This is a genomic window from Geodermatophilus sp. URMC 61 (assembly GCF_052931555.1).
This window is the reverse complement of sequence record NZ_JBRFHZ010000002.1, coordinates 4853081-4867891: the sequence shown is the minus strand read 5'-3', so window position 1 is coordinate 4867891 and position 14811 is coordinate 4853081. Positions and strand designations below refer to the sequence as shown.

12 protein-coding genes are annotated in these 14811 nt (G+C 76.0%); 9 read left to right on the top strand and 3 right to left on the bottom strand.

Annotated features, from left to right (window positions below; all coding sequences use genetic code 11):
* Nucleotides 1–3 precede the first annotated feature (3 nt).
* On the top strand, nucleotides 4–741 hold the full coding sequence (locus ACU610_RS22745) for an adenosylcobinamide-GDP ribazoletransferase (protein ID WP_446769961.1): 738 nt from the start codon (nucleotides 4–6) through the stop codon (nucleotides 739–741).
* A gap of 378 nt (nucleotides 742–1119) precedes the next feature.
* Here ACU610_RS22745 and cobN read toward each other — a convergent pair whose 3' ends face one another.
* Nucleotides 1120–4737, bottom strand: coding sequence for a cobaltochelatase subunit CobN (cobN, locus tag ACU610_RS22740; protein ID WP_446769960.1), 3618 nt, complete (start codon nucleotides 4735–4737; stop codon nucleotides 1120–1122).
* Nucleotides 4738–4875: 138 nt separating this feature from the next.
* Between cobN and ACU610_RS22735 the strand changes: the two genes are divergently transcribed.
* On the top strand, nucleotides 4876–5658 hold the full coding sequence (locus ACU610_RS22735; protein ID WP_446769959.1) for a PIG-L deacetylase family protein: 783 nt from the start codon (nucleotides 4876–4878) through the stop codon (nucleotides 5656–5658).
* Nucleotides 5659–5664: 6 nt separating this feature from the next.
* Here the strand turns inward: ACU610_RS22735 and ACU610_RS22730 are convergent, their stop codons facing one another.
* Nucleotides 5665–6384: a TIGR04222 domain-containing membrane protein gene (locus ACU610_RS22730; RefSeq protein WP_446769958.1), complete on the bottom strand. Its 720-nt coding sequence runs from the start codon at nucleotides 6382–6384 to the stop codon at nucleotides 5665–5667.
* Between the two features lie 59 nt (nucleotides 6385–6443).
* Here ACU610_RS22730 and ACU610_RS22725 point away from each other — a divergent pair, with 59 nt between their 5' ends.
* Nucleotides 6444–7310, top strand: coding sequence for a helix-turn-helix domain-containing protein (locus tag ACU610_RS22725; protein WP_446769957.1), 867 nt, complete (start codon nucleotides 6444–6446; stop codon nucleotides 7308–7310).
* 100 nt (nucleotides 7311–7410) lie between these two features.
* Here the strand turns inward: ACU610_RS22725 and ACU610_RS22720 are convergent, their stop codons facing one another.
* A complete protein-coding gene (locus ACU610_RS22720; protein WP_446769956.1) occupies nucleotides 7411–7731 on the bottom strand; it encodes a tetratricopeptide repeat protein in 321 nt (106 codons plus the stop codon).
* A gap of 125 nt (nucleotides 7732–7856) precedes the next feature.
* Between ACU610_RS22720 and ACU610_RS22715 the strand changes: the two genes are divergently transcribed.
* From ACU610_RS22715 to ACU610_RS22690, 6 genes are all read left to right on the top strand, one after another.
* On the top strand, nucleotides 7857–8552 hold the full coding sequence (locus ACU610_RS22715) for a DUF4383 domain-containing protein (protein WP_446769955.1): 696 nt from the start codon (nucleotides 7857–7859) through the stop codon (nucleotides 8550–8552).
* Nucleotides 8553–8608: 56 nt separating this feature from the next.
* Complete coding sequence (gene cobG / locus ACU610_RS22710; RefSeq protein WP_446769954.1) at nucleotides 8609–9778, top strand: precorrin-3B synthase; 1170 nt, start codon at nucleotides 8609–8611, stop codon at nucleotides 9776–9778.
* Nucleotides 9778–10398 (top strand): precorrin-8X methylmutase, encoded by a 621-nt coding sequence (locus tag ACU610_RS22705; RefSeq protein WP_446769953.1) that lies wholly within the window; start codon nucleotides 9778–9780, stop codon nucleotides 10396–10398. Before cobG ends, ACU610_RS22705 begins: the two co-directional genes overlap by 1 nt.
* A 149-nt stretch (nucleotides 10399–10547) precedes the next feature.
* A complete protein-coding gene (locus tag ACU610_RS22700) occupies nucleotides 10548–12053 on the top strand; it encodes a precorrin-2 C(20)-methyltransferase (RefSeq protein ID WP_446769952.1) in 1506 nt (501 codons plus the stop codon).
* 209 nt (nucleotides 12054–12262) lie between these two features.
* Nucleotides 12263–13432, top strand: a complete 1170-nt coding sequence (gene mftD / locus ACU610_RS22695) for a pre-mycofactocin synthase MftD (RefSeq protein WP_446769951.1) — start codon at nucleotides 12263–12265, stop codon at nucleotides 13430–13432.
* A gap of 59 nt (nucleotides 13433–13491) precedes the next feature.
* A complete protein-coding gene (locus ACU610_RS22690) occupies nucleotides 13492–14802 on the top strand; it encodes an MFS transporter (protein ID WP_446769950.1) in 1311 nt (436 codons plus the stop codon).
* Nucleotides 14803–14811 lie beyond the last annotated feature (9 nt).

Genomic DNA, 14811 nt, shown 5'->3' with positions numbered 1-14811 from the left:
CCCGTGAGGTGGACCGGTCCGCTGGAGTCCGCCGCGCTGCTCACCGTCCTGCGGGTGCCGGCGCGGGCGGCGGCCTCCACCCGCGGCGTGCTGCCGTGGGCGCCCCTGGTCGGCCTCGTGCTCGGTGCCCTCGCGGCGGGGGTCGGCGTCGCCGGCGCGCGCCTGGTCTCCCCGTTGACCGGGGCGGTGCTGGCCGTGGCGGTGCTCGCGGCGCTGACCCGCGGCCTGCACCTCGACGGCCTGGCCGACACCGCCGACGGGCTCGGTCCGTTGCGCGGTCGCGAGCGGGCGCTCGAGGTGATGCGGCAGGGGGACGTCGGCCCGTTCGGCGTGGTCACGGTGCTGCTCACCGTGCTGCTGCAGGTCGCCGCCGCGACGACCCTGCTCGAGACCGACCGGGGCTGGACCGCGCTCGTGGCCGCACCGCTGGTCGCCCGGCTGGCGATGGCCCGCACCGGGCTGGCCGGCGTCCCGATGGCCGCGGGCTCAGCGCTCGGGCAGTCCGTCGCCGGCACGGTGTCGGCCCACTGGCTGGCCGGCTGGGTGCTCTTCACCGCGGCGCTGCTGAGCGTCGCCGACGAGGCCCTGGTGGTCGGTGCCGCGGCCGGCCTGCTCGCGGCCGAACTCCTCCTGCGCCGGGCGCGCGCCCGCTTGGGCGGCGTCACCGGCGACGTGATGGGGGCGATGGGCGAGACGGCGGCCGCGGTCACCCTGCTGGTGACCGCGGCCGCGGTGACGTGATGGAACGGCCGCCTTTCAGGGGCCCGCGCCGAGCGTGCGAGGCGTGGGGGGAAAGGTGGTCCTTCGATTAGCGGCGGCGCAGCAGGCCGCCGAGGAGTCCGCCGAGGCCGGAGGACGCGGGGGTCGCCCGGCCCCGGCCCGCCCGCCCGGTGGTCGCCCGGCCATAGCCGCGGCCGGTGCCGGTCCCCCGGCCGGCCGTACCCAGGCCGCCCATCCCGCGGCCCGTGCGGCGGCCGCCCGTCACACCCGCCGTCCCCCGTGCGGTGGTGCGACCCCCGCGGGCGGCGTTGCGTGCAGTGTTCTCTGCCGTGCCCATCAGTCGTCCGAGGATGCTCATGGCAGTGACGTACCCCACGTCGCGACGGCGATGCACGCGCCTCAGGACCGGGTCGGCGCCGGGGTCTCCCCGCCTTCCAGGTCGCCCTCGGTGTCGAGGTAGGCCTGCTGCAGCTCGGCCAGCAGCGCCGGGTCCGGCTCCGCCCACATCTGCCGGTCGACGGCCTCCAGGAGCCGCTCGGCGATGCCGTGCAGCGCCCACGGGTTCGACCGTTCGAGGAAGGCGCGGTTCTCCGGGTCGAGCACGTAGGTCTGCGCCAGCTTCTCGTACATCCAGTCGGCGACGACGCCGGTCGTGGCGTCGTAGCCGAACAGGTAGTCGACGGTCGCGGCCAGCTCGAAGGCGCCCTTGTAGCCGTGCCGGCGCATGGCCTCCAGCCACTTCGGGTTGACCACGCGGGCGCGGAAGACCCGGGTGGTCTCCTCGGTCAGCGACCGGGTGCGCACCGCCTCGGGCCGGGTCGAGTCGCCGATGTAGGCGGCCGGCGCCCGCCCGGTCAGCGCGCGGACCGTCGCCACCATCCCGCCGTGGTACTGGAAGTAGTCGTCGGAGTCGGCGATGTCGTGCTCGCGGGTGTCGACGTTCTTCGCCGCCACCGCGATCCGGCGGTAGGCCGCCTCCATGTCCGGCCGGGCCTGCACGCCGTCCAGCCCGCGGCCGTAGGCGTAGCCGCCCCAGACGGCGTAGACCTCGGCCAGGTCGGCGTCCCCCCGCCAGTTGCGGGAGTCGATCAGCGGCAGCAGCCCGGCCCCGTAGGCGCCGGGCTTGGAGCCGAACACGCGGGTGGTGGCCCGCCGGCGGTCGCCGTGGCCGGAGACGTCGGCGTCGACGTGGGCGCGCACGAAGTTCTGCTCGGCCGGCTCGTCGAGCCCCGCCACCAGGGTCACCGCGTCGTCCAGCATGGTCACCACGTGCGGGAAGGCGTCCCGGAAGAAGCCGGAGATCCGCACGGTGACGTCGATCCGCGGGCGGCCGAGCTCGTCGAGCGGGATCGGTTCCAGGCCGGTCACCCGCCGCGAGGCGTCGTCCCACACCGGGCGGACGCCGAGCAGCGCCAGGACCTCGCCGACGTCGTCCCCCGAGGTGCGCATGGCCGACGTGCCCCACACCGACAGCCCCACCGACGCCGGGTACTCCCCGGTGTCGGCGAGGTAGCGCTCGACGAGCGAGTCCGCCATCGCCTGCCCGGTCTCCCAGGCCAGCCGTGACGGGATCGCCCGCGGGTCGACCGAGTAGAAGTTGCGGCCGGTCGGCAGCACGTTGACCAGCCCGCGCAGCGGCGAGCCCGACGGCCCGGCCGGCACGTAGCCGCCCTCGAGGGCGTGCAGCGTCGCGTCCATCTCGTCGGTGGTGCGCTCCAGCCGGGGCACCACCTCGTCGACGGCGAAGCGCAGCACCGCCTCGACGCGCTCGTCGGGACGCCCCAGGACCTCGGCCACCACCGGGGGCACGGCCTCGGCGACCCAGCCGCGGGCCTCCATGGCGCCCACCAGGGCGGCAGCGGAGGCCTCCACCGCGTCGGTCTCGGTCCGTGACGCCCCGTCGGCCAGGCCGAGCGCCTCGCGCAGCCCGGGCAGCGCCACCGTGCCGCCCCAGACCTGCCGGGCGCGCAGAACGGCCAGCACGAGGTCGACGCGGTCCTGGCCGGACGGCGGGGTGCCCAGCACGTGCAACCCGTCGCGGATCTGCGAGTCCTTGATCTCGCAGAGCCAGCCGTCGACGTGCAGGATCATCTCGTCGAAGTGGTCGTCCTCGGGCCGCTCGTTCAGCCCCAGGTCGGAGTCGAGCTTCGCCGCTTGGATCAGCGTCCAGATCTGCGCCCGGACGGCGGGCAGCTTGGCCGGGTCCATCGCGGCGACGTTGGCGTGCTCGTCGAGCAGCTGCTCGAGCCGGGCGATGTCGCCGTAGGAGTCGGCGCGGGCCATCGGCGGCACCATGTGGTCGACCAGCGTGGCGTGCGCACGCCGCTTGGCCTGCGAGCCCTCCCCCGGGTCGTTGACCAGGAACGGGTAGACCAGCGGCAGGTCGCCGAGGGCGGCGTCGGGTGCGCACGAGGCCGACAGGCCCACCGTCTTGCCCGGCAGCCACTCCAGGTTGCCGTGCTTGCCGACGTGCACGAGCGCGTGCGCGCCGAACACCGACCGCAGCCACCAGTAGGCGGCCAGGTAGTGGTGGGACGGCGGCAGGTCCGGGTCGTGGTAGATCGCGATGGGGTTCTGCCCGAAACCGCGTGGCGGCTGGACCATCACCACGACGTTGCCCGCCCGCAGCGCGGCGAAGACGATGTCGGGGCCGGCGGGTCCGGAGGCATCGACGAACAGCGAGCCCGGCGGCTGCCCCCAGTGCTCGACCACCGCCGCGCGCAGGTCGGCCGGGAGGGTCTCGAAGAAGGCGCGGTACTGCGCCGCCGGGATGCGCACCGGGTTGCCCGACAGCTGTTCCTCGGTGAGCCAGTCGGCGTCCTGGCCACCCGCGGCGATGAGCGCGTGGACCAGCGCGTCGCCGTCGAGGTCGGCCACGCCGGGCAGCGCGTCGGGCCCGGCGAAGGGCCCGACGTCGTACCCGGCGCCGTGCATCGCGGCCAGCAGCCGGACGACGGACGCCGGGGTGTCCAGGCCGACCGCGTTGCCGATGCGGGCGTGCTTGGTCGGGTAGGCGCTCAGCATCACCACGACGCGGCGCTCCGCGGGCGGGGTGTGCCGCAGCCGGGCGTGCGCGACGGCGGTGCCGGCCACGCGGGCGGCCCGCTCGGGGTCGGCGACGTAGCTGGTCAGCCCGTCGTCGTCGGTCTCCTTGAAGGAGAAGGGCACGCTGATCAGCCGGCCGTCGAACTCGGGGATCGCGACCTGGTTGCCGACGTCGAGCGGGGAGAGCCCGTCGTCGTCGGCCAGCCACTCCTCGCGCGAGCGGGTCAGGCACAGCCCCTGGACCACCGGCACGTCGAGCGAGGCGAGCTGGCCGACGTCCCACGCGCCGTCGTCCCCGCCCGCCTGCGCGGTGGCCGGCCGCGAGCCGCCGGCGGCGAGCACGGTCACCACGAGGGCGTCGGCCTGCCGCAGCGTCTCCAGCAGCTCGTCGGAGACGCTGCGCAGGGAGGAGGTGAAGACCGGCAGCGCGGAGCCGCCGGCGTCCACGATCGCGCCGCACAGCGCCTCGACGAAAGCGGTGTTCCCGGCCAGGTGGTGCGCCCGGTAGTAGAGGACGGCGACGGTCGGGCCGGTGCCGTCGCGCGAGGCGCGCTGCAGCACGCCCCAGTCGGGCGCCACCACCGGCGGCTCGAAGCCCTCGCCGGTGAGCAGCACGGTGTCGGACAGGAAGCGGTGCAGCTGCACCAGGTTGTCCGGGCCGCCCTGCGCCAGGTAGGCGTGCGCCTCGGTCGCGACCCCCATCGGGACCGTCGACAGCTCCATCAGCTCGGCGTCCGGCAGCGCCTCCCCGCCGAGGACGACGACCGGCGCGGGCCCGGCCAGCAGCGGCGCGAGCAGCTCCTCGTACTGCCGCCGCACGCCGAGGAGGCGGACGACGACGAGGTCCGCGCTGTCGGTGAGCGCGGCGATGCCCGCGTCGTCCAGCCGGGCGGGGTTGCCCAGCCGCCAGTCGGCTCCACTGGAGCGGGCGGAGAGCAGGTCGGTGTCGCTGGTGGACAGCAGCGTGAACACCGACGGCACGCTACCGGGACGAGCCGGGTCCTCGCGGCGAGGACCCGCCCGCCTCCGACCGGTGGCGACGCCCCGGGGACCCGGGGACCCACGCCGGAGGGTCCCGGCCGGTCGGGACCGCGGCCCTAGCGTCCCGCCATGCCCCCTCCCCTGGTGCCGCCGTTCCCCGACGGCGCCTTCTCCCGGGTGCTCTGCGTCGTCGCCCACCCCGACGACGTCGAGTACGGCATCGCCTCGGCCGTCGCCGCCTGGACCGCTCGGGGCATCGACGTCGCGTACCTGCTGCTCACCCGCGGCGAGGCCGGCATGGACGCGGTCCGCCCCGAGGAGACCGCCCGGCTGCGGACGGCGGAGCAGCTGGCCGCCGGCGAGGTGGTCGGGGTGAGCGGGATCCGGTTCCTCGACCACCCCGACGGCGTCCTGGAGTACGGCCTGGGACTGCGCCGGGACATCGCGCGGGTGATCCGCGAGCACCGCCCCGACGCGCTGCTCGTCGGTTCGTGGGAGGTCGAGTTCGTCGCCGGGCTCAACCAGGCCGACCACCGGGTCGCCGGCCTCGCCGCGGTGGACGCGCTGCGCGACGCCGGGAACCGCTGGGTCTTCCCCGAGCTGCTCGACGAGGGGCTGGAGCCCTGGACGGTGCGCTGGCTGCTGGTCGGCGGCGACCCGCGCCCGACCCACGGCGTCGACGTGACCGGTGAGGCGCTGGAGCGGGGCATCGCCTCGCTGGAGGCGCACGGGCAGTACCTCGCCGGCATCCCCGGGCACCCGCCCCCGCGGGGCATGATCACCGGGATCACGGCACTGCAGGGGCGGGAGATGGGGGTCCGGCACGCGGTCCTGTTCCGCGCCTTCGACTTCCTCGCCCCGCCGCCCATCGCGCAGGAGGCGATGCGGGCCGCGGCGGAGTCGGTCGGCTGAGCCGGGTCAGCAGCCCCCGCCGCCGTCCCCTCCACCGGCCCCGCAGTCGCCGCCGAAGCCGCCAGCCCAGGCAGCGGCGGAGCCGCCGTCGGTGTACACGGGGTGGTGGGTCCGGCGGACCTCGCGCACGCTCGGGCCCGTCGTCGTCGGCAGGTACGGCCGCGGTGGCGCGAAGACGGCTGCCCGGCGCTCGGCGTCCGCCCACGCCCCGGGGCCGACGAGCGCCACGGCGAGGGCCTCGGAGGTCCCGACGACCGCCGGGTCGGACCGCAGCCGGCGCAGCTCCCGCCGTCCCGCGCGGGTCAGCCCGACCGCCGTCCAGGTCCGCTCGGCGGTGGCGTCCACCCCGCCGCGCCGGGAGACCAGGCCGGCCTGCCGCAGGCCGTCGGCGAGGGCGGCCAGCCGGACGTCGGTGCGCACCCGCCAGGCCACGCCCTCGATCGATCGGCGGGAGCGGGGTCCCGTGGCGTCGAGCACCGCGGCCTCGACCGGGTGCCGACGACGCGGGTCGACGGTGCGCAGCTCCCCGGTGGCGGGGTCGGCCCGCAGCCGACCGTCCACGACGAGGGCCACGACCGCGGCCTCGACAGCCCGGCGCGGTCCGCCGACCAGGTAGGCGACCTCGTACAGGTCCGAGCCGAGGAGGGGGACGTGCGTTCCGGTCATGTCCGTCGTCCTTCGCGTCGAGGATCGAGAGGGGCTGCGGCCGCACGCCGACGCTGGCACGTCCCGCCCGGCGTCCGCGAGCGTGCTTGCACGATTGCACGGGTGGCTACCGTCGTGTCGTGGTCGACACGCCGTCGGTGCGGGAGCGTCGGCTGGCGCGCGAGCTGCGGCAGCTGCGCACCGGCGAGCAGCTGCACGCCAAGGACGTCGCGGCCCGTCTGGGGTGGTCACCGTCGAAGGTGTCGCGGATCGAGACCGCGCGGATCGGCATCGCCGCCGACGACCTCGACCGGCTGCTCGAGCTGTACCGGGTGCCCGACCAGCAGGCCGACCTGCTGCGCCGGCTGGCCCCGTCGGCCCGGCCGCGCGGCTGGTGGGATGCCTACGCCGACACCCTGTCCGCCGGCTACGCCAACCTCATCCGGCTGGAGGCGGGGTCGCGGGCGCTGCGCTGCTTCGGCGCGCTGGTGCCGCACGCACTGCTGCAGACCCCCGACTACGTGCGCCAGGTGGTCCTGTCCACCTGGGAACGGCCGCCCCCGCCCGAGGTCGAGCGCCGGGTGCAGGTCTGCCGGCGGCGGCAGGGGGTCCTCGACGCGGTCGAGCCGATGCAGCTGTGGGCGGTGCTCGACGAGTCGGTGCTCCGCCGCACCGCGGGCGCGCCCGGGACGCCCGGCGGCGCGGCGGTGCTGCGCGGGCAGCTGGAGTGGCTGGCCGAGGTGGCCGGACGGCCGAACGTCACGCTGCAGGTGTTGCCGTTCAGCGCCGGGCTGCCGCCGGTGACCGCGGGCTCGTTCTCCGTCCTCGAGTCGCGCGCCACCGGGACGCCGGACGTCGTCTACCTGGAGAACAAGACGCGGATCGCGTTCGTCGACGGCGAGGCGGAGGTGCACCGCTACGGACGCGCGTTCGAGCTGCTCACCGAGATGGCGCTCGACCCCGACGCGTCCGTCCGGTTCGTCGAGCGGCTGGCCGCCGAGCGGTAGGGCGCGTCCGACGGGCCCATGCCGAGGCGGGCGGTCCGTCGGACGCGCCCTGGGCGCCCGGCAGCGGGTCGGGAGGCGATCCCTCCTCGTCCGGGACCGCTCAGGCGGCGCCGAGGGCGTCGGCCACCCGGTGGTGCGCCACCGCCTCGGCGGCCCGGCTCTGCCGCTCCAGCGTGCGGGCCAGCGCGCGGCGCGCCCAGCCGTTGGCCGGGGCCATCTCCACCAACTGGCTCAACGCACCCTCCGCCCGCGCCAGCTGGGCGGAGCCGAAGTAGGCGCGGGCCAGCAGTTCGAGGGCGGCCTCGTTGGCCGGCTCGGCCTCGACGAGCGGCTCGAGCAGGCGCGCCGCCTCGATCGGCTGCCCCATCGCGAGGAAGAGGTCCGCGCGCAGGAACTCCGAGTGCAGGTCGCGCTGGGTCATGCCGGGACAACCCGCCGACCCCTCCGCCGCTTCCCGCGCACGGCCCAAAGGCGCGAAGTTGTAGTGCATCCAATGAGGTGTGCAGGGGGAAGAATGGTCACCGCCCCACAAACTCGGGAGTCCTCATGGCACTGCGACCGCATCTCCGGCACCGCACAGCCGACACCACCGACGAGCGCCCAGGACCCGGCGCCCGCGTGTACGCCGTACAACGCACCGGCGCCGTCCTGGTGGCGCTGATCCTCCTGGTCTTCGGCCTGCTCGGTTTCGCCGGGGGCCTGGACTTCTTCTCCACCGAGGGCGAGCGCATCCTCGGCCTGTCCTCCAACGGCCTGCTGTCGACCATCTCGGTGGTCATGGCGGTCGTGCTGCTGGTCGCCGCGGCCCGCAGCCCGCGGGTCACCTCGACCATCATGATCGTCGCCGGCACGCTGTTCCTGCTCTCCGCCCTGGTGAACCTGGCGGTGCTGCGCACCTCGTTCAACATCCTCGCGTTCGAGTTCGAGAACGTCGTCTTCTCCGTCGTCGTCGGCCTGCTCCTGCTGACGCTGGGCGCCTACGGCCGGATCAGCGGCCACCTGCCGGAGGACAGCCCGTACGCCCACCCGCACGCGGTGGCGGAGGAGGACGACGACGACCTGCCGTCGACCCCGGCCGAGTTCGCCGCGGAGCAGGCGATGCGCGAGGCCGAGCGGGCCGTCTCCCTGCACGCCGGCACCGAGGACCAGCGCCGCCGGGTGGCGGCCATGGCCCAGGTGCACAGCCGGGCCGACCGCCGTCGGGTGTGGATGTCCTTCGACGAGGCGCGCCCGCTCGGCTGACCCGGGCCGCCGCCGGTCACCGGGCGGGACGGGCGGGACGTACCCTCGCCACCGCCATGACCGCCCGGACACCCACCCCCGCCCGCCTCCGGGCCGACGCGTGTCCCGGAGCGCTGCAGACCCACGCCGCCGCCGACGGCGCGCTGGCGCGGGTGCGGGTGCCCGGCGGCCTGCTGACCGGCGGCCAGTTGCGGGCGCTGGCGGCCGCCGCGCGTGACCTGGGCGACGGGGCGCTGGAGCTCACCAGCCGGGGCAACGTGCAGTTGCGCGGCCTGGCCGACGGTGCCGAGGCCGGGCTCGGGGACCGGCTCGCCGCCGCGGACCTGCTGCCGAGCGCCACGCACGAGCGGGTGCGCAACGTGCTGGCCAGCGCGCTGACCGGCCGGGCCGGCGGGCACGTCGACGTCCGGCCGTGGGTGCGGGCGCTCGACGCCGGGATCTGCGCCGACCCCGCGCTCGCCGCGCTGCCCGGCCGGTACCTCGCCACGCTCGACGACGGCCGCGGCGACGTCGCCGGCCTCGGCGGGGACGTCGGCCTGCTGGCCCTCTCGCCTGCCGAGGTGGCCCTGACCCTGGCCGGCACCGACTCCGGACTGCGCGCCCACCCGGACGACGCGGTCGCGCTCGCCCTCGCCGCCACGCGGGCCTTCCTCGACGAGCGCACGACGCAGGGCGGCACGGCGTGGCGGCTCGCGGAGCTCGACGACGGCGTGAGCCGCACCAGGGCCCGTCTGAGCGGGCGCCCGGGCGTGACCGTGGACGTCCCCCGGGCGCCGACGCTGGGGCCGGTCGGTCCAGCGACGCAACGGGACGGGTCGGTGGCTCTCGTCGCGGTCGTCCCGCTGGGACGGCTCACCGCGGACCAGGTCGAGCTGCTGGCGGGCACCACCGACGAGGTGCAGCTGACGCCGTGGCGCAGCGTCGTCGTCCCCGACCTGGCCGAGGACGCCGTCGACGACGCGGCCGCCGCCCTGCACCGGACCGGCATGGTCTTCGACGCGGACAGCGCCTGGACCAGGGTCACCGCCTGCGCGGGACGGCCGGGGTGCGCGAAGTCGCTGGCCGACGTCCGCGCCGACGCCGCCCGGGCCGTGGTGGACGGCGCCCTGCCGGCGGGCGGCGCCCGCCAGCACTGGGCCGGGTGCGAGCGCCGCTGCGGCCGTCCGCGCGGCGAGGTCGTCGACGTGGTGGCGACCGGGACCGGATACCGAGTCGGGTGGAGCTGATGTACGAGTACGAGAAGGACGGCGCGGAGATCTACCGGCGCTCGTTCGCCACGATCCGCGCCGAGACCGACCTGGCCGGCCTGCCCGAGGACGTCGCCCGCGTCGCGGTGCGGATGGTCCACGCCTGCGGCCAGGTCGACCTGGTCGAGGACCTCGCCTTCTCCCCCGACGTCGTCACCCGGGCCCGCGAGGCGCTGGACGCCGGCGCCCCGGTGCTCTGCGACGCGGAGATGGTCGCCTCGGGCATCACCCGCCGCCGGCTGCCGAAGGACAACGACGTCGTCTGCACGCTCAACGACCCGCGCACACCCGGCCTCGCCGCGCAGCTGGGCACCACCCGCACCGCCGCCGCGCTGGAGCTGTGGCGCGACCGACTGGACGGCGCCGTCGTCGCCATCGGCAACGCGCCGACCGCGCTTTTCCACCTGCTGGAGATGGTCGCCGCCGGGGCTCCCCGTCCCGCCGCCGTCCTCGGCATCCCGGTCGGCTTCATCGGTGCCGTGGAGTCCAAGGAGGCCCTGGCCGCCTCCGACCTCGAGCACCTCGTCGTCCGGGGCCGGCGCGGCGGCAGCGCGATTACGGCCGCCGCGGTCAACGCGATCGCGAGCGACGTCGAGTGAGCGGACCGGGACGTGAGCACCGCAGCGAGGCGGCCGCCGACAGCGAGGGAGCACCCCAGCGGGGAACGCGCGAGGAGCGGACCGACCGCGGAGGCGGCCTGGACGTCGGAGCGAGGAGCGGAGCGTCCTGCGGGAGCGGGGGGCAGGGCGTGAGCGGCCCGAGCACCGGCCGCCTGTACGGGGTCGGCCTCGGCCCCGGTGACCCCGAGCTGGTCACCGTCAAGGCCGCCCGGCTCATCGCCGCCGCCGACGTCGTCGCCTTCCACGCCGCCCGGCACGGCCGCTCGGTCGCCCGCGCGGTGGCCGCGCCCTACCTGCGCGAGGGACAGGTCGAGGAGCTGCTGGTGTACCCGGTGACCACCGAGACGACCGACCACCCCGGCGGCTACCAGGGCGCGATCGACGAGTTCTACGAGGCGGCCGCGGCCCGGCTGGCCGCGCACCTGGACGCCGGCCGCGACGTCGTCGTCCTCGCCGAGGGCGACCCGTTCTTCTACGGCTCCTACATGCACATGCACAAGCGGCTGGCCCACCGGTACCCGACCGAGGTGGTGCCCGGTGTGACCAGCGTCAGCGGCGCCGCCGCGGCGGTCGGCCGGCCGCTGGTCGAGCGCGACGAGGTGCTCACCGTGCTCCCCGGCACGCTGCCCGCCGAGGAACTGGCCGAGTGGCTGGCCACCACGGACGCCGCTGCCGTGCTGAAACTGGGCCGCACGTTCGGCACCGTGCGCGAGGCGCTCGACGCCGCCGGGGTGCTCGACCGGGCGCTCTACGTCGAGCGGGCCAGCACCGACCGGCAGCGCACGATGCCGCTGGCCGACGTCGACCCGGCGACCGTCCCCTACTTCTCCCTCGCCCTGCTGCCCAGCCCGCTGACCGACCCGACCCCCGCACCCGGGCGGTCCGAGGACGGCGCAGCCCACGACGGCGAGGTCGTCGTCGTCGGCCTCGGCCCGGGTGCCCGCTGCTGGACGACGCCCGAGGCCGCCGACGCGCTGGCCGCCGCCGACGACCTGGTCGGCTACGGCCCCTACCTGGACCGGGTGCCCGCCAACCCGCGGCAGACCCGGCACCCCAGCGACAACCGGGTCGAGGCCGAGCGGGCCGCGCACGCCCTCGACCTGGCCCGGTCCGGACGGCGGGTCGCGGTCGTCTCCAGCGGCGACCCCGGCGTCTTCGCGATGGCCGCCGCGGTGCTCGAGGTCGCCGAGCGGCCGGAGTACGCCGACGTCCCGGTGCGGGTGCTGCCCGGCCTGACCGCCGCGCAGGCCGTCGCGGCCCGGGTCGGCGCGCCACTCGGGCACGACTTCTGCGTGGTCAGCCTCTCCGACGTCCGCAAGCCGTGGGACGTCGTCGTCGAGCGGCTGCGGCACGCCTCGGCTGCCGACCTGGTGCTCGCGCTCTACAACCCGCGGTCCAGGGCCCGGCCGCACCGGCTCGCCGAGGCCCAGCAGGTGCTGCTGGAGGTCCGCAAGCCCGACACGGTGGTCGTCGTCGGCCGGGACGTCGGCGGGCCCGAGGAGAGCATCCGGGTCACCACCCTCGGCGAGCTCGACCCGGAGACCGTCGACATGCGCTGCTGCGTGATCGTCGGCTCGTCGCAGACCCGGGTCAGCGCCAGCGGCGCCGTGTACAGCCCCCGCACGTACCCCTGAGGGAGGCCCCCGTTCGGAGCTGAGGCATAGGAGGCAATGCACACGTCGGCACCCCTCGAGACGTGTGCATTGCCTCCTATGCCTTCCGGGACGGGGCCTGCGGGGGCCGTGACACTCAGTGCCACGCCTGGCACGATGGCGCGCCAGTGGCGTGCGTCACCCGCCCGGGAGGCGGCGCTGACGGCCGGGCGATCGCGGGAGGGGCTCTCATGGCGAGCACCAGGGACTGGTTCGAGACGGTGGAGGAGGCCCAGCACCGCGCGCGCAAGCGGCTGCCGCGGTCGGTCTACCTGGCGCTGGTCGCCGGCACCGAGAAGGGGCTGACGTCGCACGACAACGTCGCCGCCTTCGACGAGATCACCTGGCGCCCGCACGTCGCCGACCTGCACGCCAAGCGGGAGCTGGCCACCACGGTGATGGGCCAGGAGGTCTCGATGCCGGTGCTGGTCTCCCCCACCGGCGTGCAGGCGGTGCACCCCGACGGCGAGGTGGCGGTGGCCCGCGCGGCCGCGGCCGAGGACGTCGCGATGGGCCTGTCCTCCTTCGCCAGCAAGCCGGTGGAGGAGGTCGGCGCGGCCCAGCAGAAGCTGTTCTTCCAGATGTACTGGGTCGGCGACCGCGAGACGATCCTCGCCCGCGCCGAGCGGGCCCGCGCCGCCGGCGCCAAGGGCCTGATCATGACGCTGGACTGGTCGTTCGCCTCCCGGCGCGACTGGGGCAGCCCGCCCATCCCCGAGAAGATCGACCTCAGGAACGCGGTCACGTTCGCTCCCGAGGTGCTGCGCAAGCCGCGCTGGCTGGCCACCTACCTGCGCTCGGGCGCCATCCCCGAGCTCAGCGTCCCGAACCTGGCGCTCGACGGCGAGGAGCCGCCGAACTTCTTCGGCGCCTACGGCCAGTGGATGGGCACCCCGCTGCCCACCTGGGCGGACGTCGCCTGGCTGCGCGAGCACTGGGGCGGGCCGTTCATGCTCAAGGGGATCACCCGCCCCGACGACGCGCGCCGCGCCGTCGACGCCGGCGTCACCGCCATCTCCGTCTCCACCCACGGCGGCAACAACCTCGACAGCACGCCCGGCGCGATCCGGTCCCTGCCCGGGGTGGTCGACGCGGTCGGCGACCAGGTCGAGGTGCTCATGGACGGCGGGGTGCGCCGCGGCGCCGACGTCGTCAAGGCGATGGCCCTGGGCGCCAGGGCGGTGATGATCGGCCGCGCCTACCTGTGGGGCATGGCCGCGAACGGCGAGCGCGGCGTCCAGAACGTCCTGGCGATCATCCGCCAGGGCATCGACGAGGCGCTGCTGGGGCTGGGCAAGGCCTCCGTGCACGACCTGACCCGCGAGGACGTCGTCCTGCCGCCGCACTTCACCCGCAGCTGAGCGGCCCGCCGCGCCCGCCGACGGGAATGCGGACGCGGCGGGTGGGCTTGCGCTGTTGCGTGCCCGTCCGCCGCCCGACCCGCGCCGTCTCCTTCTGGACGGCGGCCGCGCTGCTCGTCCTGGTCCTCGCCGCCTCCGGCGTCCCGTCGCCGCTCTACCGCGTCTACCAGGAGCGCTTCGGCTTCTCCTCCGGGGTGCTGACGACGGTCTTCGGCATCTACGCCATCGCGCTGCTCGCCACGCTGCTGGTGGTCGGCGCGCTGTCGGACCACGTGGGACGGCGGCCGGTCATCGTGGCCGGGATGCTGCTGCAGGTCGTCGCGATGGCGCTGTTCCTGGCCGCGGACTCGGTGGGCTGGCTGCTGGCCGCGCGGGTGGTGCAGGGCGTGTCGGTCGGCAGCCTGACCGGCGCCCTGGGCGCGACCCTGCTGGACCACCAGCGCACCGACCGTCCCCTCGGCGCCCTGGTCAACAGCGCCTCGCCCGGGTTCGCCCTCGCCCTCGGCGCGGTCAGCGCCGGGTTGGCGGTCGACCTCGTCCCCGCGCCGACCGACTGGGTCTTCGGCGCGCTGACCGCGCTGTTCGGCGTCGCCGCCGGGGTGGCCCTGCTGCTACCGGAGTCCTCGCCGCGGACCCCCGGCGTGCTCGCCTCGCTGCGGCCGCGGGTGCACGTGCCCGCCGCCCAGCGGGCGGCCTTCCTCGTCGCGGCACCCTGCCTGGTGGCGATGTGGGCCCTGGGCGGCCTGTACCTCTCGCTGGGACCGTCCGTGGCCGCCGGCGTCTTCGGCCTGGAGGACCACCTCGTCGGCAGCCTGGTCATCGTGGCGATGCAGGGCGTGGGCGCCGTCGGCAGCGTGAGCCTGCGCAACGCCGCCCCGCACACCGCGATGACCGCCGGCTGCCTGGTCTTCGCCGCGGGCGTCAGCGGCACGATCGTGTCGCTGGCCACCGGGAGCGCCGGGCTCTTCTTCGTCGCCGCTGCGGTCTCGGGGTTCGGCTTCGGCGCGGCCTTCCTCGGCGCGATGGCCACCGTGACCGCCGGCGTCGCGCCCGGCGAGCGCGGCGGGCTGCTCTCCAGCGTCTTCGTCGTCGGCTACCTGGCCTTCAGCATCCCGGCCGTCGTCGCCGGGCTGGCCTCGGGTGCGGCGGGGCTGCGGGCGACCACCGCGGTGTACGGGGTGGCCGTGATCGTCCTGGCCCTGACCGCGGTGGCCGGGCTGCAGCGGCACCGCCGCGCGGCCGAGCGCCGTCCCGAGCCCCGAGAGGGCCTCCTCGCCCCGCACCACTCGGAGAAGGACCCCGTCCTTCCCGGCCCTCGCCAGCTCGGGCCGGGACCCGGCACCCTGCAAGGGGGCCGCGCCCCGCTGTAGGGGTGGGGT

Bases quoted from the DNA above. Each gene is read 5' to 3' on its own strand.
- ACU610_RS22705 (WP_446769953.1), top strand. From the start codon at position 9,778: ATGTACGAGTACGAGAAGGACGGCGCGGAGATCTACCGGCGCTCGTTC.
- mftD (WP_446769951.1), top strand. From the start codon at position 12,263: ATGGCGAGCACCAGGGACTGGTTCGAGACGGTGGAGGAGGCCCAGCAC.
- ACU610_RS22735 (WP_446769959.1), top strand. From the start codon at position 4,876: ATGCCCCCTCCCCTGGTGCCGCCGTTCCCCGACGGCGCCTTCTCCCGG.
- cobG (WP_446769954.1), top strand. From the start codon at position 8,609: ATGACCGCCCGGACACCCACCCCCGCCCGCCTCCGGGCCGACGCGTGT.
- ACU610_RS22720 (WP_446769956.1), bottom strand. From the start codon at position 7,731: ATGACCCAGCGCGACCTGCACTCGGAGTTCCTGCGCGCGGACCTCTTC.
- ACU610_RS22715 (WP_446769955.1), top strand. From the start codon at position 7,857: ATGGCACTGCGACCGCATCTCCGGCACCGCACAGCCGACACCACCGAC.